At 70.6% G+C, this 26910-nt stretch carries 20 protein-coding genes; 7 read left to right on the forward strand and 13 right to left on the reverse strand.

Features of this window, described 5'->3' with window-relative positions; genetic code table 11:
* Positions 1 to 107 precede the first annotated feature (107 nt).
* From ACZ4FH_RS32725 to ACZ4FH_RS32735, 3 genes are read left to right on the forward strand one after another with little or no spacing between them, the layout of a single operon-like run.
* On the forward strand, positions 108 to 1088 hold the full coding sequence (locus ACZ4FH_RS32725) for an ABC transporter permease (protein WP_467309412.1): 981 nt from the start codon (positions 108 to 110) through the stop codon (positions 1086 to 1088).
* Between the two features lie 57 nt (positions 1089 to 1145).
* Positions 1146 to 2183, forward strand: a complete 1038-nt coding sequence (locus ACZ4FH_RS32730) for an ABC transporter ATP-binding protein (protein WP_467309413.1) — start codon at positions 1146 to 1148, stop codon at positions 2181 to 2183.
* Between the two features lie 26 nt (positions 2184 to 2209).
* A complete protein-coding gene (locus ACZ4FH_RS32735) occupies positions 2210 to 3277 on the forward strand; it encodes an ABC transporter ATP-binding protein (RefSeq protein ID WP_467309414.1) in 1068 nt (355 codons plus the stop codon).
* A 188-nt stretch (positions 3278 to 3465) separates the two neighbouring features.
* Here the strand turns inward: ACZ4FH_RS32735 and ACZ4FH_RS32740 are convergent, their stop codons facing one another.
* The 7 genes from ACZ4FH_RS32740 to ACZ4FH_RS32770 all read right to left on the reverse strand — a co-directional run bounded on the left by ACZ4FH_RS32740 (position 3466) and on the right by ACZ4FH_RS32770 (position 14430).
* Positions 3466 to 4608, reverse strand: coding sequence for an ABC transporter ATP-binding protein (locus tag ACZ4FH_RS32740; protein ID WP_467309415.1), 1143 nt, complete (start codon positions 4606 to 4608; stop codon positions 3466 to 3468).
* Entirely contained in the window at positions 4601 to 5659 is a 1059-nt protein-coding gene (locus ACZ4FH_RS32745; RefSeq protein ID WP_467309416.1) for an ABC transporter ATP-binding protein, read from the reverse strand. Before ACZ4FH_RS32745 ends, ACZ4FH_RS32740 begins: the two co-directional genes overlap by 8 nt.
* 11 nt (positions 5660 to 5670) lie before the next feature.
* Entirely contained in the window at positions 5671 to 6618 is a 948-nt protein-coding gene (locus tag ACZ4FH_RS32750) for an ABC transporter permease (RefSeq protein ID WP_383634568.1), read from the reverse strand.
* Complete coding sequence (locus ACZ4FH_RS32755; protein WP_467309463.1) at positions 6611 to 7543, reverse strand: ABC transporter permease; 933 nt, start codon at positions 7541 to 7543, stop codon at positions 6611 to 6613. The genes ACZ4FH_RS32750 and ACZ4FH_RS32755 overlap by 8 nt, the downstream gene beginning before the upstream one ends.
* Positions 7544 to 7713: 170 nt before the next feature.
* Positions 7714 to 9354, reverse strand: coding sequence for a peptide ABC transporter substrate-binding protein (locus tag ACZ4FH_RS32760; RefSeq protein WP_467309417.1), 1641 nt, complete (start codon positions 9352 to 9354; stop codon positions 7714 to 7716).
* 459 nt (positions 9355 to 9813) lie between these two features.
* Positions 9814 to 11688, reverse strand: coding sequence for a translational GTPase TypA (typA, locus tag ACZ4FH_RS32765; protein ID WP_467309418.1), 1875 nt, complete (start codon positions 11686 to 11688; stop codon positions 9814 to 9816).
* A gap of 408 nt (positions 11689 to 12096) precedes the next feature.
* Positions 12097 to 14430 carry an ABC transporter family substrate-binding protein gene (locus tag ACZ4FH_RS32770; RefSeq protein ID WP_467309419.1) on the reverse strand — a complete coding sequence of 778 codons (2334 nt, stop codon included), beginning with the start codon at positions 14428 to 14430 and terminating at the stop codon, positions 12097 to 12099.
* A gap of 330 nt (positions 14431 to 14760) precedes the next feature.
* Here ACZ4FH_RS32770 and ACZ4FH_RS32775 point away from each other — a divergent pair, with 330 nt between their 5' ends.
* The 4 genes from ACZ4FH_RS32775 to ACZ4FH_RS32790 are packed head-to-tail and all read left to right on the forward strand — an operon-like array spanning position 14761 to position 18545.
* Positions 14761 to 14988 (forward strand): hypothetical protein, encoded by a 228-nt coding sequence (locus tag ACZ4FH_RS32775; RefSeq protein WP_467309420.1) that lies wholly within the window; start codon positions 14761 to 14763, stop codon positions 14986 to 14988.
* A 30-nt stretch (positions 14989 to 15018) separates the two neighbouring features.
* Positions 15019 to 15861 carry a hypothetical protein gene (locus tag ACZ4FH_RS32780; protein ID WP_383634558.1) on the forward strand — a complete coding sequence of 281 codons (843 nt, stop codon included), beginning with the start codon at positions 15019 to 15021 and terminating at the stop codon, positions 15859 to 15861.
* Positions 15862 to 17772, forward strand: coding sequence for a fumarate reductase/succinate dehydrogenase flavoprotein subunit (locus ACZ4FH_RS32785; RefSeq protein WP_467309421.1), 1911 nt, complete (start codon positions 15862 to 15864; stop codon positions 17770 to 17772). It begins immediately after the preceding gene.
* On the forward strand, positions 17769 to 18545 hold the full coding sequence (locus ACZ4FH_RS32790; RefSeq protein WP_467309422.1) for a succinate dehydrogenase/fumarate reductase iron-sulfur subunit: 777 nt from the start codon (positions 17769 to 17771) through the stop codon (positions 18543 to 18545). Before ACZ4FH_RS32785 ends, ACZ4FH_RS32790 begins: the two co-directional genes overlap by 4 nt.
* Positions 18546 to 18748: 203 nt before the next feature.
* On the opposite strand, the gene ACZ4FH_RS32795 is transcribed toward ACZ4FH_RS32790, so the two are convergent.
* From ACZ4FH_RS32795 to rplT, 6 genes are all read right to left on the reverse strand, one after another.
* The gene (locus ACZ4FH_RS32795) at positions 18749 to 20089 is read right to left on the reverse strand and encodes a transcriptional regulator (protein ID WP_383645648.1); all 1341 of its coding nucleotides are present in this window, start codon (positions 20087 to 20089) and stop codon (positions 18749 to 18751) included.
* A 435-nt stretch (positions 20090 to 20524) separates the two neighbouring features.
* Entirely contained in the window at positions 20525 to 23035 is a 2511-nt protein-coding gene (gene pheT / locus ACZ4FH_RS32800; protein WP_467309423.1) for a phenylalanine--tRNA ligase subunit beta, read from the reverse strand.
* The gene (gene pheS, locus ACZ4FH_RS32805; protein ID WP_467309424.1) at positions 23035 to 24162 is read right to left on the reverse strand and encodes a phenylalanine--tRNA ligase subunit alpha; all 1128 of its coding nucleotides are present in this window, start codon (positions 24160 to 24162) and stop codon (positions 23035 to 23037) included. Before pheS ends, pheT begins: the two co-directional genes overlap by 1 nt.
* Before the next feature lie 124 nt (positions 24163 to 24286).
* Entirely contained in the window at positions 24287 to 25438 is a 1152-nt protein-coding gene (locus ACZ4FH_RS32810; protein ID WP_467309425.1) for a sensor histidine kinase, read from the reverse strand.
* Between the two features lie 111 nt (positions 25439 to 25549).
* Positions 25550 to 26392: a TrmH family RNA methyltransferase gene (locus ACZ4FH_RS32815; RefSeq protein ID WP_467309426.1), complete on the reverse strand. Its 843-nt coding sequence runs from the start codon at positions 26390 to 26392 to the stop codon at positions 25550 to 25552.
* Positions 26393 to 26520: 128 nt separating this feature from the next.
* Positions 26521 to 26904: a 50S ribosomal protein L20 gene (gene rplT / locus ACZ4FH_RS32820; RefSeq protein WP_003970214.1), complete on the reverse strand. Its 384-nt coding sequence runs from the start codon at positions 26902 to 26904 to the stop codon at positions 26521 to 26523.
* Positions 26905 to 26910 lie beyond the last annotated feature (6 nt).

The following is a 26910-nucleotide window of genomic DNA, read 5'->3' on the forward strand; positions in this document are numbered from 1 at the left end:
GGCGGCTTCGACGGCGGGGCCCCGGGGCAGCCGCTCTCCGGCCTCCCCTCCCGGCCCTATTCCCTTCACGCCCCGGCGACGGCGCCCCGTCCGGAAAGTCACGCCCCATGACCCGCTTCCTCGTCCGCCGCATCCTCGGTGCACTGGTCATCCTGCTGATCGTCAGTGCCATCACCTTCGCCCTCTTCTACGCCGTCCCGCGTGACCCGGCGATGATGTCGTGCGGCAAGAACTGCACGCCGGACGCCCTCGCGCAGATCCGGCGCAACCTGGGCATCGACTCACCGGTCCCGGTGCAGTACTGGCACTGGCTGGTGGGGGTCTTCGCGGGGCGCGACTACGCCAGCTACGGCCACTGCCCCGCGCCGTGCCTCGGCTACTCCTTCGCCAACCGCGAGCCCGTGCTCGGCACCATCATGGACCGCCTCCCGACGACCCTGTCGCTCGCCCTGGGCGCGGCCGTGGTCTTCCTGATCTTCGGCATCGGGGCCGGCATGCTGGCCGCCGTCAAGCAGGGCAAGTTCCTCGACAAGCTCGCCAGCTCCGCCTCCCTGCTCGGTTCCTCGCTCCAGATCTACTTCGTCGGCTACATCGCGATGTTCTTCCTGGTCACGAAGCTGGGGATCTTCGCGCAGCCGTCGTACACCCCGCTGACCGAGGACCCGGCCGCCTGGTTCTCCGGGCTCCTGCTGCCCTGGTTCGTGCTGGCGATCATCTTCACCGCCAACTACACCCGTATGACCCGCTCCCAGCTGGTCGAGGAGCTCAGCGAGGACTACGTCCGCACGGCCCGCGCCAAGGGCCTCTCGCGGACGAACGTGTTCTTCCGCTTCGCCTGGCGCGGCGCCATGGGACCGATCGTCACGGTCTTCGGCATCGACCTGGGCGTGCTGATCGGCGGTGCGATCATCACCGAGACCACCTTCAGCATGCAGGGCATCGGCCGCCTCGCGGTGGACTCCACCATCAAGAGCGACCTGCCGATGCTCCTCGGCGTCACCGTCCTGGCGGCCGGCGCGATCGTTCTGATGAACATCGTCATCGACGCCGTCTACGCCTTCATCGACCCGCGGATCCGGCTCGCCTGACCCCGGGCGCCCCGCCCTCGACAGCTACTCCGGCATCACCCCCTCAGGAGCGTCCCCGTGACGAGCACCGACCAGCAGCCCTTCCTGTCCGTCAAGGACCTGAAGGTCCACTTCTCCACCGAGGACGGCGTCGTCAAGGCCGTCGACGGTCTCTCCTTCGACCTGGCCAAGGGCAAAACCCTCGGCATCGTGGGCGAGTCGGGCTCCGGCAAGTCCGTCACCAACCTGACGATCCTGGGCCTGCACGACCCCGCCCGCACCGCCATCGACGGCGAGATCCTGCTCGACGGCCAGGACCTGCTGACCTCGACCGAACGCCAGCTGGAACGGCTGCGCGGCAACACCATGTCGATGATCTTCCAGGACGCGCTGGCCTCGCTCTCGCCGTACCACACGATCGGCCGCCAGATCGGCGAGACGTACCGCAAGCACACGGGCGCCTCCCGCAAGGAGGCCCACGCGCGGGCCGTCGAGATGCTGCGGCGGGTCGGCATCCCGCAGCCCGACATGCGCGCCAACGACTACCCGCACCAGTTCTCCGGCGGTATGCGCCAGCGCGCGATGATCGCCATGGCGCTGGTCTGCGACCCCGAGCTGCTGATCGCGGACGAGCCCACCACGGCGCTCGACGTCACCGTGCAGGCCCAGATCATGGACCTGCTCAAGGACCTCCAGCAGGAGTTCGGCACGGCGATCATCTTCATCACCCACGACCTCGGGGTCATCGCGGACATCGCCGACGACGTGCTGGTGATGTACGGCGGCCGGTGTGTGGAGCGCGGCACCAAGAAGGAGGTGCTGGGCGCGCCCCAGCACCCGTACACCTGGGGTCTGCTGGGGTCCATGCCGACGCTGGACGGACCGGTCGACGTGCCGCTGTCCCCGATCCCCGGAGCGCCTCCCTCGCTCCTCAACCCGCCGTCCGGTTGCAGCTTCCACCCGCGGTGCGGCTTCACCGAGCGGACGGATCCGGGGCTCTGCTCGGGAGAGCTGCCGCTGCCGACCGGCGTCGGCGGCCACACCGCCGCCTGCCACCTCACAGCCGACCAACGCCGCGACTTCTTCGCCGCCTACGCGACGAGCCAGTCGCACTGACGTACACGAGACGGGATTTCACGATCATGAGCAGCACGAGCCCCCTCCTCGACGTCAGAGGCCTGACCAAGCACTTCCCGGTGATGGGCGGATTCCCCTTCAAGCGGCAGGTCGGCGCGGTCAAGGCCGTGGACGGTCTGGACCTCCAGGTCGCCGCCGGTGAGAGCCTGGGTCTGGTCGGCGAGTCCGGCTGCGGCAAGTCCACGACGGGCCGGCTGATCACCCGGCTGCTGGAGCCGACCGGCGGGACCATCAGCTACCAGGGCCAGGACATCACCCACGCCGGCCGCCGGCAGCTGGCACCGATCCGGTCCGAGATCCAGATGATCTTCCAGGACCCGTACGCGTCGCTGAACCCGCGGCAGACCGTCGGGAAGATCATCTCCGCCCCGATGGAGATCAACGGCATCAAGCCGGCCGGCGGATTCGAGAAGCGGGTGCGCGAGCTCCTGGAGACCGTCGGTCTCAACCCGGAGCACTACAACCGCTTCCCGCACGAGTTCTCCGGCGGTCAGCGCCAGCGCATCGGGGTGGCCCGCGCCCTGGCCCTGGAGCCGAAGCTGATCGTGGCCGACGAGCCGGTCTCCGCGCTCGACGTGTCCATCCAGGCCCAGGTCGTCAACCTGCTCCAGCAGCTCCAGCAGGATCTGGGCATCGCCTTCGTCTTCATCGCCCACGACCTCGCGATCGTCCGGCACTTCTCGCAGCGCGTCGCCGTCATGTACCTCGGCCGGATCGTGGAGATCGCCGACCGCGAGGACCTGTACGGCAGCCCCCGGCACCCCTACACCCGGGCGCTCCTGTCGGCCGTTCCGGAGGCCACCGCCGACGACGTGCCCGCGCGCGAGCGCATCCGGCTCACCGGTGACGTCCCCTCCCCCGTCAACCCGCCCTCGGGCTGCCGCTTCCGCACGCGCTGCTGGAAGGCCCAGGACAAGTGCGCGACCGACGTGCCGCCGCTGGTCCGGGTCGAGGGCAACCGGGAGGGCCATCTGACGGCCTGCCACTTCCCGGAGGAGACCGGCACCGCCCAGGCCGTGCCGGCGGCGCGCAAGGCGCCCGCCGGCCCAGTGCCCGGCCCGACGAAGGAATAGGACGCGCCGGCCTGTTGACCCGAGCCCCTGCGAGCCCTGTTCCCCGGGTACGGGGAGAGGCGCCCGGAACCCCACGGTTCCGGGCGCCTTCGCGGTTGCGGGCGCCCCGCAGCGGGAAGCACCGGACCCCCGGGGCCGCGAGGGGCTCCGGGGGTCCGGTGGTGGGCCGGGGACGGCGGGCGGGGGCGTCAGGCCGCGCCCACCACGTCCTTCTCCTCGGCGAAGTGGCACGCCGACTCGTGGGCGGCCGGGGTGTCCTCGGACTTGAAGCGCTCGGGGATCGCCAGCAGCGGCATCTCCGTGGCGCACTTGTCCTGGGCCTTCCAGCAGCGGGTGCGGAAGCGGCAGCCCGACGGCGGGTTGGCCGGGGACGGGACGTCGCCGGTGAGGATGATGCGCTCGCGGCCCTCGCGGGCGTCCGGGTCGGGGACCGGGACCGCCGACAGCAGCGCCTGGGTGTAGGGGTGCGTCGGGTGGTCGTAGATCTGCGTGTCCGTACCGATCTCGGCCATCTTGCCGAGGTACATGACGCCGACCCGGTCCGAGATGTGCCGGACGATGGACAGGTCGTGCGCGATGAAGACGTAGGAGAGCTTGAACTCGTCCTGGAGCTTCTCCATCAGGTTGATGACCTGCGCCTGCACCGACACGTCGAGCGCGGAGACCGGCTCGTCGCAGATGATGATCTCCGGGTTGAGCGCGAGGCCGCGGGCGATGCCGATGCGCTGGCGCTGACCGCCGGAGAACTGGTGCGGATAGCGGTTGATGTACTCCGGGTTGAGGCCCACGACGTCCAGGAGCTCCTGGACCCGGCGGCGCCGGTCGCCCTTGGGAGCCACCTCGGGGTGGATCTCGAAGGTCTCCCCGATGATGTCGCCGACCGTCATGCGCGGGTTCAGCGAGGTGTACGGGTCCTGGAACACCATCTGGATGTTGCGGCGCACGGCCTTCAGCGCGCGGCCGGACAGCTTGGTGATGTCCTGGCCCTTGAAGAAGACCTCGCCGGCGGTGGCCCGCTCCAGCGTCATCAGCAGCTTGGCGACGGTGGACTTGCCGCAGCCGGACTCGCCGACGATGCCGAGGGTCTCGCCCGCGTACAGGTCGAACGAGATGCCGTCCACGGCCTTGACCGCGCCGACCTGCTTCTTGAACAGGATGCCCTGGGTCAGCGGGAAGTGCTTCACCAGGTTGCGGACCTGGAGGATCGGCTCGCCCTGCGAGACGGGCGCGTCGATGGCGGCGACGGCCTCCGCCTCGGTGGCCGCGTCGACGGTCTCCACTTCGGTGACGTTCGGGGTGGCGTCCACGGAGTCCTTCTTGATGTCAGCCATGGATCGTCTCCTTCCAGAAGTGGCAGGCGCTGCCGCGGCCGGCCAGCTCGGTGCCGTCCTTCTCGGTCACCGGGCTGAGCGCCGGAATGTCCGTACGGCAGATGTCCTGCGCGGCCGTGCAGCGCGGGTTGAACGCGCAGCCCGAGGGCACGTTGAGCAGGTTGGGCGGCAGACCCTTGATCGCGAAGAGCTCCTGGCCCTTCTGGTCCAGGCGCGGGATCGACGCCAGCAGACCCTTGGTGTACGGGTGCGCGGGGCGCTTGTAGATCTCGTGCACCGGAGCGGTCTCGACGATCCGGCCGGCGTACATCACCGCGATCTTGTCGGCGACGTCCGCGACGACACCCAGGTCGTGGGTGATGAGGATCAGGCCCATGTTGTACTCGCGCTGGAGCTCCGCGAGCAGGTCCATGACCTGGGCCTGGACGGTCACGTCGAGCGCGGTGGTCGGCTCGTCCGCGATGATCAGGTCCGGCTCCAGGGCCAGCGCCATGGCGATCATGATGCGCTGGCGCATACCGCCGGAGAACTGGTGCGGGTAGTCCGAGACCCGGGCCGCGGCGGCCGGGATCTTCACCTGGTCCATCAGCTCGATGGCCCTGGCGCGGGCCTCCTTCTTGGACAGGCCCTGGTGGACCCGGAACATCTCGCCGAGCTGGTAGCCGACGGTGAGGACCGGGTTCAGCGAGGACAGCGCGTCCTGGAAGATCATCGCGATCTTCTGGCCGCGGATCCTGCGGCGCTCCTCGTAGGACATCTTGAGCATGTCCTGGCCGCGGAACATGATCTCGCCCTGCGGGATCTTGCCGGGCGGCATGTCGAGGATGCCCATGATGGCCTGCGCCGTCACGGACTTGCCGGAGCCGGACTCACCGAGAACGGCGAGGGTCTCACCGGCGTTCACGCTGTAGTTGACTCCGTTGACCGCCTTGGCCACACCGTCGCGGGTGTGGAACTCCACGTGCAGATCACGGACTTCGAGCAGCGGGCCGACGTAGTCGTCACCCGAGCGCGGGGACGGGACTGAGGCCGTCTTGTCGATGGTGGTCACGTTCGCCCTCCTTATCGCGACTTGGGGTCGAGGGCGTTGCGGACGGCTTCGCCGAGCATGATGAACGCCAGAACGGTGATGGAGAGCATGATCGACGGGTACAGCAGGATGTGCTGCGCGACGCGGATCTGAGCCGCGCCACCCGAGATGTCCATGCCCCAGGAGACGGTCGGCGCGGCCAGACCCAGACCCAGGTAGGACAGGGTCGCCTCGGCCGAGATGTAGACGCCGAGGGAGATGGTGGCGACGACGATCACGGGGGCCATGGCGTTGGGCAGGATGTGCCGGAAGAGGATCCGGCCGGTTCCCGCGCCGAGCGCCCTGGCGGCCTGCACGTAGTCCGACTGCTTGATCACGATCACCGCGCCACGCATGACACGCGCGATCTGCGTCCAGCCGAGGAAGGCCAGGGCGAAGATGACCACCCAGATCGTCCGGTCGGTGAAGGACTGGAGCACGACCATGGCACCCAGCAGGAAGGGGATGCCGAGGAAGACGTTGGTGAAGAAGCCGGCGAGCAGCGCGTCGACCCAGCCGCCGAAGTAACCGGCGAGCATGCCGATCAGTCCGCCGAAGAGCGTCACGAGGATCGTCACGCAGATGCCGACGGTGACCGAGGCCCGGGTGCCGTAGATGACGCGGGCGTAGACGCTGTGGCCCTGGCCGTCGTAGCCCAGCCAGCCCTCGGAGCCGATCTTGCCCAGCTCCGGCTTGCCCAGGTAGTGGTGCACCAGGTCGGCGGAGGTCGGCGAGGCGCTGGTGAACAGGCCCGGGAAGATCGCCATCACGACGAGGATGACGATCAGCACCGAGGAGATGATGAAGTACCAGTTGGAACGCAGGTCCCGCCAGGCGTCGCCCCACAGGCTGCGGGCCTTCTCGGCCTTCACGGGCGCGGACGGGTCCACCACGGGCGTGGCGTCCTCGGGCGCGGGAGCGGTCTTGGTCACGTCAGGCATAACGGATCCTCGGGTCCAGGACCGCGTACAGCAGGTCGACTATGAGGCTCATGAGGAGATACACGAGCACCAGGATGGTCACGAGGCCGACGAGCGTCGTGCCCTCGCGCTTGACGATGGACTCGTAGATCGTGCCGCCGACGCCCTTGACGTTGAAGAGGCCCTCGGTGACGACCGCGCCGCCCATGAGGGCGCCCAGGTCCGTGCCGAGGAAGGTGATGACGGGGATCAGCGAGTTGCGCATCAGGTGCACACCGACGACGCGCCGCTTGGGCAGACCCTTGGCGATGGCGGTGCGCATGTAGTCGGAGCGCAGGTTCTCGGCCATCGTCGTACGGGTGAGCCGCGCGATGTACGCGAGCGAGAGGGAGCCCAGCACGATGGCGGGCGCCAGGAGTTCGCCCCACTTGGCGTCGCCCGAGACGTTCGGGTCGATCCAGCCGAGCTGGAAGGCGAACACCGTCTTGACGATGAAGCCGAGGACGAAGACCGGGATCGAGATGATCAGCAGCGTGAAGACGAGGATCACGTTGTCGGTCAGCCGGCCGGCGCGCAGACCGGCGACGACGCCGAGCGCGATGCCGACGACGATCTCGATGACGAACGCCATTCCGGCCAGCCGGAGGGTGACGGGGAACGCGTCGCCGAGCACATCCGTGACGGGACGCCCACTGGCTATCTGCTCACCGAAATCGAAATGCAGGACGATGCCTGTCATGTAATTCCAGTACTGCTGCAGGATCGGAAGATCCAGACCCTTCTCGTGGCGGAGTCTCGCCAGAGTCGCCGGGTCGACTCCCTTGTCCCCGAAGAGCCCGCGCACGGGGTCGCCGGGCAGCGTGTAGACCATCAGGAAGATCAGCAGCGTTGTCCCGAGGAAGACCGGGATCATCTGGAGCAGTCGTCGTGCGACATAGCGCCCCATCATGCCTCCATGTAATAGGCAGGCGGCAGCCGACGGGCCCTCCCCCGCTCCGGCTCCCCCTGTGGGGTCGTCGGACACGTGGAAGGGCCCCCCGGCCACTGCCGTGCGGGCAGACGCGGACCACTTGTCAGTGGCGGCCGCGCGTCTGCGCGCGGACTACGTAGGTGTGGTTACTTCTTGACTTCGATCTGGGTGAGGATCGGGTCGCCGTCCTGCGCGTAGTCCACGTTCTGGACCTTCTCCGAGTAGCCGGCGTTGACCTTGTAGTACCAGAGCGGGATGGAGGGCATGAGGTTCACCAGCTCCTTCTCGATCTTCTGGTAGGCCGCGACGGACTCGTCGAGGGAGGCGGCGGAGTCGGCCTTCTTGATCTCCGCGTCCAGTTCCTTGTTCGAGAAGTCACCCTGGTTACCGGCTGCACCGGTACGGAACAGGTCCGAGATGAAGTTCGCGTTCACCGGGTAGTCGAGCACCCAGCCGGAGCGGTACAGGGACTTGACCTGCTTGGCGTCACGGGCGTTGGTGTCGGCCTGGAAGTCGGCCTTCGAGTCACCGACGCACTGGACACCGGTCGACTGCGTGATGCTGTTGCAGACCGCCTCGACCCATTCCTTGTGGCCGCCGTCGGCGTTGAACTGGATCGAGATCTTGTTGCCCGGGACGCCGCCGCCGTCCTTGATGAGCTGCTTGGCCTTCGCCGGGTCGTACTTGGTGACGTCGCCCGTGGCGTCCTTCTGGAAGCCGAGCACGCCCTGCGCGACCCAGCCGGTGGCGGGCTCACGGGTGCCCTGGAGCACCGTCTTGGTGATCGTGGCGCGGTCGATGCCCATCGACAGACCCTGGATGACCTTGGGGTCGATCTTCTTGAACTGGTCCGTGTAGTACGCCACGGCGATCGTCTGGATCGCGGAGTACGGCTTGTCCACGGCGCGGTCACCGAGGTCGGACCGGTAGACCGGGAGGTCCTTCGGGCCGATCTGGCGCAGCACGTCGACGTTGCCGGACTTCAGGTCCTCGTAGGCGGTCTCCAGGGTGGTGTAGTTCTTGAAGATCACACCACCGTTCTTCGCCTTGTCGAGACCCTTGTAGTCGTCGTTGCGGACGACCTTGATCTGCTTCTTGTGGTCCCAGCTGACGAACTTGTACGCGCCGTTGCCGACCGGCTTCTCACCGGCGGCCTTCGGGTCCGCGTAGAAGGACTCGGGCAGCGGCGAGAAGACCGTGTAGCCGAGCTTGTACGCGAAGTACGGCAGGGGGGCGTTCAGCTCGATGGTGAACGTGTAGTCGTCCACCTTCTTCAGACCGGACATGACGTCCGACTTCGGCTTGGCCTTGGCGTCGTCGGGGTGGACGTCGCTGAAGCCCTTGATGTCGCCGAACCAGGACGCGTTGGTCTGGTTGTTCTTGCTGTTGGCGGCCCAGTTCCACGCCTTGATGTAGGACTCGGCGGTGACGGGGGTGCCGTCGTGGAACTTCCAGTCCTTCTTGAGCTTGACCGTCCAGAGCTTGGAGTCCTTGCTCTCCACGGACTCGGCGTTGATCATCTCAAGCTTGCCGGACGGGTCGTAGTCGACCAGCTGCGAGAAGATCGCGTCGGTGACGATGCTGCCGTTCGACTCCATCGTGTTGGCCGGCTGCAGCGGGTTCTGCGGCTCACCGACCTCGACGGAGAAGATGCCGTCGGCGTTGACAGCGCCCTTGGCGCTGCCCTTGCCCTTGTCGGCGTCGTCGTCGCCGCCGCCACAGGCAGTCGCAGCCAGGGCGATGATGGCCGCTCCCGCGACCCACTTGGCGCTCTTGGCACCACGCATGGGTTTCCTCCTCATGAGTCCACTTTTGACTACAAGAAGGGCACTGGGTCGAATCACCGACACCCCTGACGGTGATCGTTTCAGTGCCCTTAGTGTGCTCGTGAGTCGGCACTCCCCACAGTGCGTGACCCATTGACCCGAGCTCAATGGAGCCAACTATTAAGTACGACTGGGCCGTAAACCACACTTAAAGGGTCTCGGTTTGACAACATCCACCGGCCACGAGGATCAAAATCCGGACAAACTGATCCCAGACAGACACCCCCGAAACGGACTGTTAACACACGTTTCGGAGAGCTACCTCCGATAATCGGACGGATTTGTCTCAGATCGTGGACAGCGGTCCTCAAAACCGCTTGACCAAGGCCCAGGGCCCCCACAGTGTCTGTGAGGGCCCTGGGCTTCGGCAATGCCTGGCGCTGACGGATCGTCGGCCGGAAACGGCCTACCCGTGGCGGGTCAGTTGTGCTTGGCGCGCGAGGCGGCGCGACCGCGGTCCTTCTGGTCCAGGACGACCTTGCGGATACGCACGGTCTCCGGGGTCACCTCGATGCACTCGTCGTCGCGGCAGAACTCCAGGGACTGCTCCAGCGACAGCTTGCGGGCCGGGACCACGTTCTCCGTGGTGTCCGCGGAGGCCGCGCGCATGTTGGTGAGCTTCTTCTCCTTGGTGATGTTCACGTCCATGTCGTCGGCGCGCGAGTTCTCGCCGATGATCATGCCCTCGTAGACCTCGGTGCCGGCCTCGGTGAAGATGACACCGCGCTCCTGGAGGTTGACCATCGCGAACGGCGTCACCGTGCCCGCGCGGTCCGCGACCAGGGAGCCGTTGTGACGGGTCCGCAGCTCGCCGAACCACGGCTCGTGGCCCTCGAAGATGGAGTGCGCGATGCCGGTGCCGCGGGTCTGGGTCAGGAACTCCGTACGGAAGCCGATGAGACCGCGCGAAGGAACGATCCACTCCATGCGGACCCAGCCCGAACCGTGGTTCGTCATGGTCTCCATGCGGCCCTTGCGGGTCGCCATCAGCTGCGTGATGGCGCCGAGGTGCTCCTCCGGCGAGTCGATCGTCATGCGCTCGATCGGCTCGTGGGTCTTGCCGTCGATCTGCTTGGTGACGACCTCGGGCTTGCCGACGGTCAGCTCGAAGCCCTCACGGCGCATCTGCTCGACCAGGATGGCGAGCGCCAGCTCACCACGGCCCTGGACCTCCCAGGCGTCGGGGCGCTCGGTGTCCAGGACGCGCAGCGAGACGTTACCGATCAGCTCGCGGTCCAGACGGTCCTTGATCTGGCGGGCGGTGACCTTGTGGCCCTTGCCGCCCTTGCCGACCAGCGGCGAGGTGTTGGCACCGATGGTCATCGAGATGGCGGGCTCGTCGACCGTGATCAGCGGCAGCGCGATCGGGTTCTCGGTGTCGGCCAGGGTCTCGCCGATCATGATGTCCGGGATACCGGCGATGGCGCAGATGTCGCCCGGACCCGCCTTCTCGGCCGGCTTGCGGGTGAGCGCCTCGGTCATGAGCAGCTCGGTGATGCGGACGTTGGACTGCGTGCCGTCGCGCTTGATCCAGGTGACCGTCTGGCCCTTGCGCAGCTCGCCCTGCTCGACGCGGCAGAGCGCGATACGGCCGAGGAAGTTGTCGGCGTCCAGGTTGGTGACGTGCGCCTGGAGCGGGGCCTCCTCGTCGTACTCGGGGGCCGGGACGGTGGAGAGGATGGTGTTGAAGAACGGCTCCAGGCTGGTGCTGTCCTGCGGGACCGTGCCGTCCTCTGGCTTGGTCAGCGAGGCGACACCGTCACGGGCGCAGGCGTAGACGATCGGGAACTCGATCTGGTCCTCGTCGGCGTCCAGGTCCAGGAAGAGGTCGTACGTCTCGTCGATGACCTCGGCGATCCGGGAGTCCGGCCGGTCCGTCTTGTTGATGCAGAGGATGACCGGCAGCTTGGCGGTCAGCGCCTTGCGCAGCACGAAGCGGGTCTGCGGGAGCGGGCCCTCGGAGGCGTCCACCAGCAGCACGACCGCGTCCACCATCGACAGACCGCGCTCGACCTCACCACCGAAGTCGGCGTGGCCGGGGGTGTCGATGATGTTGATCGTGATGACGTCGCCGCCATCCTTGGGGTGGTACTTCACGGCCGTGTTCTTGGCCAGGATCGTGATGCCCTTCTCACGCTCCAGGTCGTTCGAGTCCATCATGCGGTCGTCGAGGGACTCGGCAGCGTGCGCGGCGAAGGAGCCGGCCTGCTTGAGCATGGCGTCGACCAGGGTGGTCTTGCCGTGGTCGACGTGGGCGACGATGGCTACGTTACGGATGTCGTGGCGCGTGGGCATGGGTGGCTTGCGCTTCTCTCGGATCGGGGATTCAGGCGTCTTAGTCGGTCTTGAGTCCTCGTACGCCCGCCGGGCGGACGCGCCACGGCTCCTCCCATGGTACGGGGCTGCCGCCCCTGCGGCTTCCCGGGCAAGCGTTACCGGCCATGGGGCACCTGATCCGCGCGGCCCGGAACGGTGTCCGGCCCGGCGACTCCGGAGGTGGGGCTCCGAAGTCACGGCTCCGTCGTGGGGGGGGTGTGGGACGGAGCGGGGCTCCGCGGCGCGGTCCTCGGGGTTGGGGCCCCGGGTCCTGACAGGCGGCGGAGTGGTCACCCGGGTCGACGGGTGCGCACAGCCTTGCCCGCCGGCAGGCCGGCGGGCAAGGGACTTGAGCTGCTTCTGAGCTTTCGATCAAGCGTTGACCTGCTACTTCTTCGGATGCGCGGGGGCTCCGGCCGACTGCGGGGCCTTGAATCCGATGTCCTGGTAGTGCGGCGTCCCGAAGCCGAAGGCGCCGGCGTTGACCAGCGTCCGGCCGGTCGCGACCAGCTGCGGGCGCTGATAGAGGGGGATGGAGCCCGCGGCGGCCCAGATCCGGGCGTCGGCCTGCTTCATCAGCCGCTGGGCGGCGTCCTCGTCGAGGGTCGAGACGGCCTCGTCGAAGAGCTGGTCGATGTGGTCGGTGCCCACCCGGGTGTAGTTCTGCTCGACGAGCAGGGATCCGTCACTGGCGGGCACCGGCTTCGCGAAGACGGGGCGGTCGTCGGTGGCCGGGTAGGCGGTGGCCGGCCAGGAGTACAGCGCCAGGTCGTAGTCGCCGGAGGCGACGTGGTCCTTGAAGTAGCTGTCGTCGGCGACCTTGGTGATCACGGTACGGATGCCGATGGTGTCGAGCATCGAGGCGATCCGGTCGCCGACGGTGCGCAGGGTCTCCGAGCCGGGTCCGGACGGCAGGACGAAGCGGAGGGTCAGCGGCTTGCCGTTCTTGCCGAGCGGTCCGCGCGCCGCGTCGGCCGCCGGGGACGGGGCCGCGGTCCCGACGGGGGCGTAGGCACCGGCCGCGCCGCCGGGCTGCCGGTCCTGGGCGGTGATCCGGACCGGGGCGTCCTCGGAGGTGCCGGTCCCGCCGAGCCGGCCGGCCTGGCGGAGCAGGGCCTCGCCCTGGAGGGCGGCGGCGGGGGCGGGCGCGATCACGTGCCGGGCGGGGTCGCGGGGCTCGCCGGGCTTGCCGTCGTCGCCGACGATGTAGAGGCCGTCGTCCTTCGACGGTTCGCGCCCGGCCGTGTCGCGGGTCTTGCCGTCGTCCTCCTTGCCCTTCTCCTTCTCCTTGTCCTTCTCCTTGTCCTTCTGGTGGTCGCTCTCGCTGCCGGCCTTCGTGCCGTCGGTCTTCGCCGCGCCCTCGCGGGTCCAGCCGGCGGCGGCCAGCAGCGCCTGGGCCTTCTCGGTGTCCTGGCCGCCGAGCGCGTCGCTGCCGTCCGTGTACGCGGGCTGCCCGGCGAGGGCCAGATGGCTGCCGAGCGGCTGGGCGGGCAGGCCGAGCGGCCCCAGCACCAGGTCGACGAGCTGCTGGCGGTCCAGGGCGCGGGCGACGGCGCGCCGGACCCGGTCGTCGGCGAGCGGTCCGGACTCGCCGTTCAGCGCGAGCTGGGTGTAGGCGGGCTCCAGGGACTTGCGGACCACATAGGACCGCAGGTCCTTCTGCTCGGCGGCGTACGCCTCGGCGGCCTCGGCCTTCTCGGCCCGGTCCGCCCGCGCCTCCTCGGCCGCGTCCTCGTCGGATCCGTGCGCGAGCGCCCAGGACCGCAGGGCGGCGGCCGGGGTCAGCTCGGCGCCGGGGCCCGCGGCGGGGGGCGCGCCCGCGGTGGTGCCCCGGGCGGCCTCGGTGATGCGGCGGGCGACGGCCGGGTCGACGTCGGCGATGTCGACGGCGCCCTCGGTCAGCGCCTCGGCCCGGTCCTTCGGCGCGACCGCCGTGAAGACCAGCTCGTCCAGCTTGGCCCGGGAGCCCCACCAGCGCGGGTTGCGGACCAGGGTGACGGAGCCCGCCTTCGTGTCGACCGTGCGCAGCCGGAAGGGGCCGGCGGTGGCCTTGAGGGTGGTCCGCGCCCCGTCGTTGAAGGCGTCCGGGGAGCCGGTGACCTGCTTCGGGTAGAGCGGGGAGAAGAGGGAGCGCCAGTCCGCGTAGGGCTTGGCGAAGGTGACCTTGACCTCCAGGTCGTCGGCGCCGCGCTCGATCTTCTCGATGCGGTCGTACCCGGCGTTGCGGGCGGTCCAGAACGCGGAGTCCTTGCCGCTCAGCGCGCGCCACTGGGCGACGAAGTCGGGGGCGCCGATCTCCCGGCCGTCGCTCCAGACGGCCTGCTGGTTGAGCCGGTAGAGCACGACCTGCCGGGGCTCGGTGGAGACCACCTTCGCGGATTCCAGGTAGTCCGGGTTGAGCTGCGGCCGGCCGCGGGCGTCGAGCGGGAAGAGGGTGGGCAGCAGGGCGCCGGTGATCCGGGTGGTGGCGGCGTCGGCGTCGGCCTGGAAGGCGTTGAGGGTGGCGGGCAGCGCGTCGACCGCCCAGGTGACCGTACCCCCGTCGGCGACGCGGGCACGGGCGGCGGGCGCGATGTCCTGGGGGACGACGGTGGCGGCCGCGGTGTCGTCGTGGTCCGCGCTGCAGCCGGCCAGGACGGGGAGGGTGAGCACCCCCGTGGTGAGCAGGGCGAGCGAGCGCCGCTTTCGGGATGTCCCGCGCGGGACGCCGACGTGGGACATGACTGACTACCTCCGGGGACGGCCCGGCCCCTCTGCCTGCGCAGAGGTGCCGGATGATGCGTATGGGTCGATTTGCAGCTGATCACACCTATTCCGTCCGTCCACTGAAGGCGCCCGCGCGCGGGAGCGCACGGGGACACGGCGCGAACCGCGCGAAGCTCACCCGGGCGGCGGAGTGCGGGCGGCGGCCGGAAAGCGACGCGCCACGGAGCCGTACCGCCTCCTCGCACAAGCCCGTGCGGCCCGCTCTCTTCCCAACCGGGATGTGACGCGCGACACTCTCAGGCGCATGAACATGACCACCCGCGCCGGCGGAAGTGAGAGCAAGTCATGTCACTGCACGATGAGTTGACGGATGTTCAGCACTGTCTCGACGATCTGGTCCGCACCGTCGCACGGCTGGAGCGGAGCATCGCCCGGCTGCGCGAGACGGACCGGGCCGCGGACCCGCTCGCCCGCGACGACGTCATCACGATCACCGAGGCGCCCTACGACTCCAGCCTCTGGACGGACGCGGACGACGAAGGCCTGGGGGTCCCCGGCCGGCACGCACCGTAAGGCGCATCAACCGAATCCAGGAGAGTTCCTTTGGCCACCGGTACAGAACCAGGAACCGAACCGGGAACGGGCACCGGCCGCGCCACCGGGGTGCGTCACCCCGGACGGGCCGCCATCGCCGCCCGCCATCTGCGCACCGACCGCTGGTGGCTCCAGCCCGCCGCCACCGCGGGCGGGCTGCTCGCCTTCATCGTCTACTCGACCTGGCGGGCCTTCTCGGACGCGCACTACTACACCGCGCCCTATGTCTCGCCGTTCTACTCGCCCTGTCTGGCCGACAGCTGCGTGCCCATGCGCGACGGCCCCAACTGGGCGCTCTTCGGCAGTTGGTGGGTCCTGTCCCCCGCCCTGCTGATCCTGGTCTTCCCGCTCGGCTTCCGGCTGACCTGCTACTACTACCGCAAGGCCTACTACCGGGGCTTCTGGGCCTCGCCCCCGGCCTGCGCGGTCGCCGAGCCGCACGCCTCGTACAGCGGCGAGACCCGCTTCCCGCTGATCCTGCAGAACATCCACCGGTACTTCTTCTACGCCGCGCTGCCGGTCGCCGGGATCCTCACCTACGACACCGTGCTCACCTTCCGCGACCCGGACTACAGCTGGGGACATATGGGCCTCGGTTCGGTGTTCTTCCTGGTCAACACGGTGCTGATCTGGGCGTACACCCTGTCCTGCCACTCCTGCCGGCACATCGTCGGCGGCCGGCTCCGGCACTTCTCGAAGCATCCCGTGCGCTACCGGCTCTGGGGCTGGGCCGGGCGGCTGAACGGCCGGCACGCGCCGCTCGCCTGGGCGTCCCTGGTCAGCGTGGCGCTCGCCGACTTCTACGTGTATCTCGTCTCCTCCGGCGCCTTCGACGATCCGAGGTTTTTCTGAATGACTGAGCTCGAACGACAGCAGTGGGACGTCGTCGTGGTCGGTGCCGGGGGCGCCGGACTGCGGGCCGCGATCGAGGCGCGCGAGCGCGGCGCCCGTACCGCCGTCATCTGCAAATCGCTCTTCGGCAAGGCGCACACGGTCATGGCGGAGGGCGGGATCGCCGCCTCCATGGGCAATGTGAACTCCGGCGACAACTGGCAGGTGCACTTCCGCGACACCCTGCGCGGCGGCAAGTTCCTCAACCAGTGGCGGATGGCCGAGCTGCACGCCAAGGAGGCCCCCGACCGGGTCTGGGAGCTGGAGACCTGGGGGGCGCTCTTCGACCGCACCCCCGAGGGGAAGATCTCGCAGCGCAACTTCGGCGGCCACGAGTACCCCCGGCTCGCACACGTCGGCGACCGCACCGGCCTGGAACTGATCCGCACCCTCCAGCAGCGGATCGTCGCCCTCCAGCAGGAGGACGAGCGCGAGTTCGGCGACTACGAGGCCCGCCTCAAGGTCTTCCAGGAGTGCACGGTCACCCGTGTCCTCAAGGACGGCGAGCGGGTGGCGGGCACCTTCTGCTACGAGCGCGAGAGCGGCCGCTTCTTCGTGCTGGAGGCCCCGGCCGTCGTCCTGGCCACCGGCGGCATCGGCAAGTCCTTCAAGGTGACGTCGAACTCCTGGGAGTACACCGGCGACGGCCACGCCCTGGCCCTGCTCGCGGGCGCGCCCCTGATGAACATGGAGTTCGTGCAGTTCCACCCCACCGGCATGGTCTGGCCGCCCTCGGTCAAGGGCATCCTCGTCACCGAGTCGGTGCGCGGCGACGGCGGGGTGCTGCGCAACTCCGAGGGCAAGCGGTTCATGTTCGACTACGTCCCGGACGTCTTCAAGGAGAAGTACGCGCAGTCCGAGGAGGAGGGCGACCGCTGGTACGAGGACCCGGACCACAACCGCCGCCCGCCCGAGCTGCTGCCGCGCGACGAGGTCGCCCGCGCCATCAACGCCGAGGTGAAGGCGGGCCGGGGCTCCCCGCACGGCGGGGTCTTCCTCGATGTGTCGACCCGGATGCCGGCCGAGCGGATCAGGCGCCGGCTGCCCTCGATGTACCACCAGTTCAAGGAGCTGGCCGATGTCGACATCACCGCCGAGGCGATGGAGGTCGGCCCGACCTGCCACTACGTGATGGGCGGCGTCGCCGTCGACTCGGACAGCGCCGCCGCGCTCGGGGTGCCCGGACTGTACGCGGCGGGCGAGGTGGCCGGCGGGATGCACGGCTCCAACCGGCTGGGCGGCAACTCGCTGTCCGATCTGCTGGTCTTCGGCCGGCGGGCCGGTCTGCACGCCGCCGAGTACGCCGCGGGCACCGGTGACCGGCCGCCCGTGGACGCGGCGGCGGTCGACGCGGCCGCGGCGGAGGCGCTGCGCCCCTTCGGGGCGGAGGAGCGCGCGGACGGCGGCCCCGTCGAGAACCCGTACACCCTGCACCAGGAGCTCCAGCAGACGATGAACGACCTGGTCGGCATCATCCGGCGGGCCCCGGAGATGGCCGAGGCCCTGGAGAGACTGGCCGGGCTGCGCGAACGGGCCGCGCGCGCCGGTGTCGAGGGCCACCGGCAGTTCAACCCCGGCTGGCACCTCGCGCTGGACCTGCGGAACATGCTGCTGGTCAGCGAGTGCGTGGCGCGGGCCGCGCTGGAGCGCACCGAGAGCCGGGGCGGCCACACCCGGGAGGACTGCCCGGACATGGAGCGCTCCTGGAGAGCGGTCAGCCTGCTCTGCCGGCCGTCGGCGGAACCGGACGCCGGGGGCGGCCGGATCGCGCTGGAGCGCGTGGCGACCGAGCCCGTCCGTCCGGACCTGCTCTCCCTCTTCGAGAAGGAGGAGCTGGTCAAGTACCTCGCCGATGAGGAGCTTCCCGAATGAGCGGCTACCAGGCACGGTTCAGGGTGTGGCGCGGGGACGCCGGGGGCGGCGCGCTGGAGGACTTCGACGTCGAGGTCAACGACGGCGAGGTGGTCCTCGACCTCATCCACCGCATCCAGTCCACGCAGGCCGGCGATCTGGCGGTGCGGTGGAACTGCAAGGCCGGCAAGTGCGGGTCGTGCAGCGCCGAGATCAACGGCCGGCCCCGGCTGATGTGCATGACCCGGATGTCGGTCTTCGACCGCGACGAGACGATCACGGTCACCCCGCTGCGGGCCTTCCCAGTGGTGCGCGATCTGGTGACGGACGTGTCGTTCAACTACGCCAAGGCGCGGGAGGTGCCCGCCTTCGTGCCGCCGGAGGGCGTGGCGCCGGGCGAGTACCGGATGCAGCAGGTCGATGTGGACCGCTCGCAGGAGTTCCGCAAGTGCATCGAGTGCTTCCTGTGCCAGGACACCTGTCATGTGGTGCGGGACCACGAGGAGAACAAGACCGCGTTCGCCGGTCCGCGCTTCCTGATGCGGGTGGCCGAGCTGGACATGCATCCCCTGGACGCGGCGGCCGAGGCCGGTCTCGACCGGAAGGCCACCGCCCAGGAGGAGCACGGGCTCGGGCTCTGCAACATCACGAAGTGCTGTACGGAGGTCTGCCCCGAGCACATCAGGATCACCGACAACGCGCTGATCCCGCTCAAGGAACGGGCCGTGGACCGGAAGTACGACCCGCTGGTCTGGCTGGGCAACAGGATCCGGCGCCGCGACGCCTCGTCCTGAGTCCGTACGGCCGTGGGGGGGGGGGGGCCCCGGGGGGGGGGGGCCCCCCCCCCCCGCGGCCCCCCCGCCCCCCCCCCCCCCCCCCCACGGGGGGGGGGGGCCCCCCCCGCGGGGGGGGGTTTCCCCCCGGCCGGCGTGCGCGGGGGGGGGGGGGGGGGCCCCCCCCCCCCCCCCACGACGGCACCGGGGCGGACGCGGGGCGCTCACAGCGGTACGCGCAGCGCCCCCTCGACCAGAGCGGCGGCCCGTCCGGCCTCGGCGCTGCCGCTGGCCACCAACTGTCCGCGCACCTCGCGCAGCCGGTCGCGCAGCCGCCGCGACTCCATGCCCCCGGCACGCTCCGCCATCTCCGTCGCGATGACCGCGGCCCGGTCGGCCTCGCCCCGGCGCAGTTCGATCGTGGTGAGGATGGCCAGTCGGTGGACGCGGCCCCGGTCGTGCGCCGGGGTGCGCACCGCGGCGGCGGCGTGCTCGACGGCGGCCGGCAGGTCCCCGAGGCCGAGGAGCGCCTCCGCCACCTGGACGTCGACCAGCCCCGGCTGCACGTACCCGGTCTCGTCCGGCTCCCGCTCGGGGCGGATCCGCGCGGCCTCGGACTCGGCGTGCCGGATGCACCGCCGGGCGTTCGGTCCGTCGCCGAGATGGGCGTACGCCTTGGCCTGCATCGCGTGGAGATCGGCGGCCAGTGCCGGGGTGATCTCGCCCCCGGCGGCCCGCAGCGCGGACTCGGCGAAGGCGACCGACTGCCGGTACTCGGCCAGGAACAGCGACTGGTTGACCAGCAGCGCGATCACATAGCCGCCGAGTCCCCGGTCGCCGCTCGCCTTGGCCAGCCGCAGCGCCTGGTGGAAGTAGCGCTGGGCCAGTCCGTGCGCGTCGGAGTCGTAGGCGCAGATCCCGGCGACGGCCACCAGCGCGCCGGTCGCGCGGTGCAGTTGACGCCCCGTCGCGTCGCTGTAACCGCCGCGCAGCAGCGGGGCCGTCTCGGCGTTGAGGAAGCCGATGATGCGCGAACGCGTCGCGATTCCGCCCGCCTTGCGATACATCAGTTCGTAGTGGGCGCGGGCGGCCCGCAGCATCGCTATGTCGGCCGTGCCGACGCGGCGCGGCCCGGTCCGGGAGACATCGGCGTCCTCCGGCGGGTTCTCCCATTCCCAGACGGGCATCACCGCCGTGGTCCCCGTGGCGGCCGGGGCGGCGGCCAGTCCGTGGCGCTGCTGCTCGTCCGAGCGCCACAGGGCCGTGGTCCGTTCGACGAAGCCGGTGAGCGAGGAGGCCGGGGCGGCCGGACCGCCGGCGGGGAAGGCCATGCCGATGTCGTCGAGCGAGAGCGCCCTGCTCAGACGGTGGCCCAGCACCTCGCAGATGAGGTCGGGGACCTGGCCGCGCGGGCGCTGGCCCTTCAGCCAGCGGGCCACCGCGGTGTGCTCGTAGCGCAGGCACAGCCCCCGGTCCCGCCCCGCCCGGTTCACATGGGCCGCCAGTCCGGCCCGGGAGACACCCGCCTCGTCGATCAGCGCCTCTAGCAAGGTATTGGGCTCCATTGCCCCCATCGCCCCCTCCGGGTGGATCGGCACGCCACGGACGTGTCGCCCCAGTGGAGCACGATTCACACGGGGTGTGAACGGAATGCCCGAACCGTCCCGTCGCGCACGCTGTCGCGGCGGTGCGCGGATGGTTTGAATGGGTCTCCTCGCAAGAGGCGGCCGGGTCGTCTGCTCCCCCTCGTACAGCACGACGGCCCGCTCCCGCGCCGTCCGCCCTGCCGACCTGCCCGACACTCCGCGGCAGCGCGGGCGGCGCCGGATCGCACGACCCACTGCCCAGGGATCGGAGGGTGGCCACGGGGTCGGCCGACGGCCGGGGTCGCCCCCCGGCCCGTGCCGGGCCCCGTGTGCGGTCCGTGTCGCCCGGCGAGTACGGAGGAGGGGCGTGTCCGGTGGCCGGACACGCCCCTCCCTTCGCTCTCCGCGTGTGTGCTACGCGCCGCGCAGCACCGCGCCGGTGCGCTCGGCGGCCAGCGCGACCGCCGCGTCGCGCGCGGCGCTCGCCTCGTCGACGGTCAGCGTGCGGTCGCCCGCGCGGAAGCGCAGCGCGTACGCCAGGGACTTGCTGCCCTCGCCGATCTGCTCGCCGGTGAACACGTCGAACAGCCGCAGCGATTCGAGGAGTTCGCCGGCGCCCTCGCGCAGGGCCCGCTCCACGTCGGCGGCCGGGACGGACGCGTCGACGACGAGCGCGACGTCCTGGGTCGCCACCGGGAAGGTGGAGATCCGGGGCGCCTGGAGCACGCCGTCGGCGGCCTGCTCCAGCAGGTCGAGCCGCAGCTCCATGGCGCAGCTGCGCGCCGGCAGGTGGAGCACCTTGATGACGCGCGGGTGCAGTTCGCCCGCGTGCCCGACGAGGGTCTCCGCTCCGTCGGCCGTCACGTACAGCGCGGCGCAGCGGCCCGGGTGCCAGGGCGCGTGCCGGTCGGCGCGGACGGTCAGCTCGACGCCGGCCTCCCGTGCGACGGTGCGGGCGGCCTCGATGGCGTCCGCCCAGTCCGCCGGGCGGCCCTTGCCCCACCAGCCGGCCTGCTCGCGGGCGCCCGCGAGGACCACCGCGACCTGGCGCGGCTGGTACGGCAGGGCGGCGTCGAGCGTGGCGAGCTCCTCGTCGGAGGGGCGCCGGTCGACGGGCAGCCGGACGGGCTTCGTCTCCCGGCCGGTGGGCCGGAAGACCAGACCGGTCTCGAAGAGCGCGAGGTCGTGGCTGCCCCGGCCGTCGTTGCGCCGCAGCGCGCCGAGGAGGCCCGGCAGCAGCGTGGTGCGCAGCGAGGGCTCCTCGTCGGAGATCGGGTTGACCAGCTTGACCGTGCGGCGGCGGTCGTCGTCCGCCTCCAGGCCGAGCTGGTCGAGGACCGCCTCGCCGATGAACGGGTAGTTCAGCGCCTCGACGTATCCGGCGCCGGCCAGGGCGCGACCGACGCGGCGGTGCAGCCGCTGGCGGTCGGTGAGCCCGCGGCCGGAGGGCGGGGTGGGGAGGGTGGAGGGCAGGTTCTCGTAGCCCTCCAGCCGGATGACCTCTTCGGCCAGGTCGTTCGGCTCGTTCAGGTCGGGGCGCCAGGAGGGCGCGGTGACCAGCAGCTCGTCCTGTCCGTAGACGTCGCAGCCGACCTCCTGGAGGCGGCGCACCACGGTCTCGCGGCCGTAGGCGACACCGGCGACCCGGTCGGGGTGGTCGGCCGCCATGGTGATGGTCCGGGGCGCGGACGGGGCGCTGATCTCGGTGACGCCCGCCTCGGCGGTGCCGCCGGCGAGCAGCACCAGCAGGTCGACGGTGCGCTGCGCGGCGGCGGCCGCGGCCTGCGGGTCGACGCCGCGCTCGAAGCGCTTGGACGCCTCGGAGGACAGCTTGTGGCGGCGCGCGGTCCGGGCGATCGAGATCGCGTCGAAGTGCGCGGCCTCGATGACGACCTCGGTGGTGTGCGCCTCCTCCGAGGCGTCGGCGATCTCGGTGTTCGCCCCGCCCATGACGCCCGCGAGGCCGATGGGGCCCCGGTCGTCGGTGATGACGAGGTCGGCGGCGTCCAGGACGCGGACCTGCCCGTCGAGGGTGGTGAGCTTCTCGCCCTGCTCGGCGCGGCGCACGCCGATCGGGCCCTCGATGCGGCTGCGGTCGTAGGCGTGCAGCGGCTGGCCCAGTTCGAGCATCACGTAGTTGGTGACGTCGACGGCGAGCGAGATCGGGCGCATGCCGGCCTTCTGGAGGCGGCGCTGCATCCAGATCGGGGACCGGGCCTCGGGCTGGAGGCCGGTCACGGTGCGCGCGGTGAAGCGGTCGCAGCCGATCGGGTCGGAGACCTCGACCGGGTAGCCGTACGCGTTGGGCGCGGGCACGTCGAGGAGCGCGGGGTCGCGCAGCGGCAGCCCGTACGCGGTGGCGGTCTCGCGGGCGACCCCGCGCATCGACAGGCAGTAGCCGCGGTCCGGGGTGACGGCGATGTCGAGGACCTCGTCGACGAGCTGGAGCAGCTCGATCGCGTCGGTGCCCGCCTCGTGCTCCGGCGGGAGCACGATGATGCCGTGCGTGCCGTCGTCGCCCATGCCCAGTTCGTCGGTGGAGCAGATCATGCCGTGCGAGGTCCTGCCGTACGTCTTGCGCGCGGCGATGGCGAAGTCGCCGGGGAGCACCGCGCCGGGCAGGACCACGACGACCTTGTCGCCGACCGAGAAGTTACGGGCGCCGCAGACGATCTCCTGCGGCTCGCCGGTGCCGTTGGCGGTGCCGACGTCGACCGTGCAGAAGCGGATGGGCTTCTTGAAGCCCTCCAGCTCCTCGATGGTCAGCACCTGTCCGACGACCAGCGGGCCCTGGAGGCCGGCGCCGATCTGCTCGACGGTCTCGACCTCCAGGCCGACCCCGACGAGCTTGGCCTGCACGTCGCGGCCGGTCTCGGTGACCGGCAGGTCGACGTATTCCCGCAGCCAGGAAAGCGGGACGCGCATCAGATCTCCATCCCGAAGGGCCGGGTGAACCGGACGTCTCCCTCGACCATGTCTCGCATGTCTTCAACGTGGTGGCGGAACATCAGCATCCGCTCGATGCCGAAGCCGAAGGCGAATCCGCTGTACTTCTCCGGGTCGACGCCGCAGGCGATGAGCACCTTGGGGTTGACCATGCCGCAGCCGCCCAGCTCGATCCAGCCCTCGCTGCCGCAGGTGCGGCAGGGGCGGTCGGGGTTGCCGACGGACTCGCCGCGGCAGACGTAGCAGACCATGTCCATCTCGGCGGACGGCTCGGTGAACGGGAAGAAGTTCGGCCGCAGCCGGGTCTTCATGTCCGGGCCGAAGAGCGCCTGGACCATGTGGTCGAGGGTGCCCTTCAGATCGGCCATGGTCAGGCCCTCGTCGACGGCGAGCAGCTCGATCTGGTGGAAGACCGGGGTGTGCGTGGCGTCGAGCTCGTCGGTGCGGTAGACCCGGCCCGGACAGACGACGTAGACCGGGGGCTCGCGGTCGAGCAGGGTGCGGGCCTGGACCGGCGAGGTGTGGGTGCGCAGCACGACACCGGACTCGTCGGTCTTGGCGCCGTCGGCGCCCTCGACGAAGAAGGTGTCCTGCATCTGGCGCGCGGGGTGGTCGGGCACGAAGTTCAGCGCGTCGAAGTTGAACCACTCGGCCTCGGCCTCGGGGCCCTCGGCGATCTCGTAGCCCATGGCCACGAAGACGTCGGCGACGCGCTCCATGATGGTCGTCAGGGGGTGGCGGGCGCCGGCCGGGGTGCGGTCGTAGGGCAGGGTGACGTCCACCGCTTCCTCGACCAGGACCCGGGCGTCCCGCTCGGCCTCCAGCTCCGCCTGGCGCGCGGCCAGGGCCTTGCCCACGGCGCCGCGGGCCTGGCCGACGCGCTTGCCGGCCTCGGCCTTGGCCTGCGGGGGCAGCGCGCCGATCTCACGGTTGGCGAGCGACAGGGGGGAGGTACCACCGGTGTGCGCGGTCTTCGCCTGGGCGAGCGCATCGAGGTCACCGGCGGCGGCGAAGGCGGCGAACGCCTCGTCCCGCATGCGCTCGATCTCTTCCGGTTTCAGTGCCTCGACCTCGACTGGGTCGTACGACTTGTTCGGTGCCGACATCTCTTCCCGTACTTCCGATTGGCTGGTGGCGCGACCCCGCTCGACGACCGGAGGACGCAAAGGTGCCAATGGTCGAGTCTAAGGGTCACGGGATGAAGGAGGCGCCCGTGGGCCGCCGGGGCCGCTACTTCAGGTAGGCCGGCGCAGCCACGGGCAGCATAAATCGGAACTCGGCGCCGCCCCCGGGCCCGCGCCCGACCGTGATCGTGCCGCCGTGGGCCTCGACGATGCCCTTGACGATGTAGAGGCCCAGGCCGGTGCCGCCGCGCTTGCTCCCCCGCCAGAAGCGGGTGAAGACACGGCCCATCGACTCCTCGGGAATGCCGGGACCTTCATCACTCACGGTGACCGCCGTTCCCTTCTCGTCGATCGATGCCGTCGCGGGGGCCACTTCGATGGTGACGGTTCCCTCGCCGTGGCGCACCGCGTTTTCCAGGAGGTTGCCGAGGACCTGGTCGACCTTGTCGGGGTCGGCCCACACCTGGGGCAGCGGCTGGCAGGTGCGGACGAGGAAGCGGCCGGGGTCCTGGCCGGTGGCGGTGAGGGCCTGGACGTGGCGTTCGACGGCGGCGGAGAGGTCGACGGGCTGGCGGCGCAGTTCCAGCCGGCCGGAGTCGATCCGGGAGATGTCCAGCAGTTCGGCGATCAGCCGGGTGACGCGGTTGGCGTCGGCGTCGACGGTCTCCAGCATCAGCCGCTTCTGGTCGTCCGTGAAGCGCTCCCACTTGGCCAGCAGGGTGGCGGTGAAGCCCTTGACGGAGGTGAGCGGCGAGCGCAGTTCGTGGGCGACGGTGGCGATGAGTTCGGCGTGGCTGCGCTCGTTGCGGCGGCGGGCCTCGGTGCCGCGCAGGCTGATCACCAGCCGGCGCACGGGTCCGGTCGGGCTCTCCCGTACGTAGCGCGCCGAGACGAGGACCTCGCGGCCGCCGGGCAGCAGCAGATTGCGCTCGGGCTGGCCGACGCGGGTGGCGAGGCCGCCGTACGGGTCGGTCAGCTCCCACCAGCGGCGGCCCTTGAGGTCCTCCAGCGGCAGGACGTGCTGGAGCGGGCGGCCCAGCGCGGCCGCCGGGGACAGTGCGGTGATCCGGGCGGCGGCGGCGTTGAAGCAGATGACCCGGCCGGTCCCGTCGGCGACGACGAGCCCGTCGGGAAGGTCGTCCGGGTCCAGCGCGCGGCCGCCGGGGCCGATGTCCGCGACGGTCACCCCGTCCGGGTCCCCGGCGGGGCGCGCGACGGCCGCCCCTGTCGCCCGCGACCCGCTCATGCCGACAGCCATGTCCCGTACCCCACCTCTCGAACCGGTGCAGTGGGCCCCCGAGTTCGTCACCCTACTAGGGCCCGTACGGAGTTGTCCCGTGGGAGCGGGAGCGGGGCCGGGGCGGGCGGGTCAGCCCGTGGTACGCCGGGGGCGCTGGGCGCGGGCCGAGGCGTAGAGGCAGACCGCGGCGGCGGTGGCGAGGTTGAGGCTCTCGGCCCTGCCGTGGATGGGCACCCGGACGACGGCGTCGGCCAGGGCGCGGGTCTCCTCGGGAAGGCCCCAGGCCTCGTTGCCGAAGACCCAGGCGGTGGGGGTGCCCATGGTGCCGGCGTCGAGTTCGTCGTCCAGGTCCCTCTCGCCCGCTCCGTCGGCGGCGAGGATCCGCACGCCCGCCTCCCGCAGTCCGCTCACCGCAGTCTCGACGGGTACGCCGACGGCGACCGGCAGATGGAAGAGGGAGCCGACGGAGGCGCGGACCGACTTGGGGTTGTACAGGTCGACGGAGGCGTCGGTGAGGACGACCGCGTCGGCGCCCGCGGCGTCGGCGCAGCGCAGCACGGTGCCGGCGTTCCCGGGGTCGCGGACGTTGGCGAGGACGGCGACGAGCCGGGGCCGGGCGGCGAGGACGGCGTCGAAGGGCGTGTCCAGGAAGCGGCAGACGCCGATCAGGCCCTGCGGGGTGACGGTCTGCGAGACATCGGCCAGGACCTCGCTGTCGGCGAGGTGCACACGGGCCCCGGCGGCGCGGGCGGCGTCGACGATGGCGGTGTGGCGCTCGGCGGCCTCGACGGTGGCGAACAGCTCGATGAGGGTGGGTTCGCCGTCGCTGCCGCGGTGGTCCGCGGCCTCGCGCACGGCCTGCGGCCCCTCGGCGATGAACCTGCGCTCCTTGCCGCGGAAGTTGCGCCTGGCCAGCCGTCTCGCGGCGGCGACCCGGGGCGAACGCGGGGAGATCAGTTCGGGGGTGCCCATGTCGGCGGCGCGCCTCTCTTGCGGGACGAAAAAGGTCCGGACGGCGGGGTCCGGGGGTGCAACGCACCGGACCCGCAGACGGCGCGCGCCTGCGGGTCCGGCTCAGAAGCCAAGAAGTGCGGCCTGGATCAGGCGGCCTTCGGGGCGTTGACGTCGCTCGGAAGGGCCTTCTGGGCGACCTCGACGAGGGCGGCGAACGCGTTGGCGTCGTTGACCGCGAGCTCGGCCAGGATCTTGCGGTCCACCTCGATGTTGGCGGCCTTCAGACCCTGGATGAGGCGGTTGTACGTCATGCCGTTCTGGCGGGCAGCGGCGTTGATGCGCTGGATCCACAGCTGACGGAAGTCGCCCTTGCGCTTCTTGCGGTCGTTGTAGTTGTAGACCAGGGAGTGGGTGACCTGCTCCTTGGCCTTGCGGTACAGGCGCGAGCGCTGACCGCGGTAACCGCTGGCGGCCTCGAGGATCGCCCGGCGCTTCTTGTGGGCGTTGACTGCCCGCTTGACGCGTGCCACTTGTTA

This window comes from Streptomyces sp. NPDC024555 (genome assembly GCF_055559335.1).